This window comes from Streptomyces sp. NPDC002130 (assembly GCF_040296465.1).
In the GTDB taxonomy this organism is placed as follows: Bacteria; Actinomycetota; Actinomycetes; order Streptomycetales; family Streptomycetaceae; genus Streptomyces.
The window spans coordinates 1-1,067 of record NZ_JBEOXI010001214.1 but is presented as its reverse complement, the minus strand read 5'-3'; the positions used below and the strand labels follow the sequence as shown (position 1 = coordinate 1,067).

Below are 1,067 nucleotides of genomic sequence, written 5' to 3'. Positions count from 1 at the left end.
TGATCGTCGCCGTGGCGGTCGGGTTCGAGATCACGAACTGGCCGGGACCCAGCTGGGCAGCAGCTTTCACTGCGTCGGCGCGGGGGATAGAGCTTTGGGGCAGAGTCCAATTGGTCTCCCGCGCATGATGCTCGAGAAGGTCGATGACTGTCCGTGGGGCAGGCTCGTTGACGTGAAGTGTTGAGCCGTAGCGAAATTGGTGTTCTATCGACAGCTCGTGGATAGATCGGGCGAGTAGGTCTACGTCGACTACTGACAGTACCGCGTTGCCGTCGTCGATGATCGAGTCGAGTCGAGAGACAATTCGCGTCAGTGTCGGCAGAAACCATCTGTCGCCGGGTCCGTACACGAGATGGGGCCGGACGACGAGGCCTCCGGCGTCGCGCACGAACTTCTCGGCGAGAGCGCGCGTGCGACTGGCAGGTGAGAAGGGGCTGAGAGGTGCGCCGTTGACCGGCAGGTCTCGAAACGGGCCTGGCCCGTACACCGCGGCGGTGCTGACGTAGAGCAGCCGTTCGACGCCGACGGCGGTGGCGATCGACGCAACGTTACGTATGCCGTGTTCGTTGACGTGAACACACTGTTGTTCGTCGTCGCCCACGTACGACACGCAGCAGATGACGGTCGACGCCTGGCTCATTGCAACTCGTAGAGAGGCGCTTTCGTTGATGTCGCCGATAGTGGCGGCAATTCCGTTGCGGCTGAGTTGTTTGGCCGCGCCGTCCGTGCGAACGAAACCGATCGCAGCGTTTCCGTCCCGGGAAACCAGCTGGTTCATCACCGCCGAGCCGATGAAACCCGTGGCCCCGAGGACCAGAGTCGTCACGGTGTGTCCGTGTCGGGAGCGTTGCTGCCGGGTCTTTCGACGTATCGTTGAGATTCATTCCGTCGGCAACGAGAGCTGGGTAGATCATGCAGGAGCGTGCGGTCCTCACGCGCCAGGCTGTCATTTTGGGTGCTGCGAAGAGTTTTGAGAAGTTCGGGTACTCCGCCAGTCTGGGCCGAAAGCCAAAGCCCACGCCCATTGCGGCAGGAACGGCATGATCCCGTGCAACCCTGATGCAGAG

General features: G+C 61.9%; 1 protein-coding gene. It reads right to left on the bottom strand.

Annotation, left to right across the window (positions count from 1 at the left end; translation table 11 throughout):
- A partial coding sequence (locus ABT116_RS49720; RefSeq protein WP_351648343.1) for an NAD-dependent epimerase/dehydratase family protein occupies positions 1-826 on the bottom strand: 826 nt, incomplete at its 3' end.
- Positions 827-1,067: the final 241 nt, after the last annotated feature.